The sequence below is a fragment of the Streptococcus suis genome (assembly GCF_002964045.1).
In the GTDB taxonomy this organism is placed as follows: domain Bacteria; phylum Bacillota; class Bacilli; order Lactobacillales; family Streptococcaceae; genus Streptococcus; species Streptococcus suis_U.
Map to the genome: position 1 here is coordinate 1 of NZ_POPB01000094.1, position 283 is coordinate 283.

Below are 283 nucleotides of genomic sequence, written 5' to 3' on the forward strand. Positions count from 1 at the left end.
GTCGGAAGTCACGATACAAGGCTATCTTATTGCACCACTTAATAGTAGCGGAACCGCTTTTGACGCTACCAACAAAACAAATTTAGCCCTTGGTACAAGCATGGATACTGCGGCCGCCGACACTATCCCTATTCAACTAAAGGAACCACTTCGCAGCCAATTCAACCTCGTTGATCATCCCGAACTAGTCGGAAAATTGGTTCGCATCACAGGAACTAGCGATACATACATGAAGCGAGCTGGGATCAAACCAGCTACAGCGATTGAAATCGTAGATTCATCT

General features: G+C 45.9%; 1 protein-coding gene. It reads left to right on the plus strand.

Features of this window, described 5'->3' with window-relative positions:
• Window positions 1–283, plus strand: a 283-nt coding sequence (locus C1E99_RS00405; protein ID WP_202863381.1) for a DUF6359 domain-containing protein, incomplete at both ends; no start/stop codon positions are given.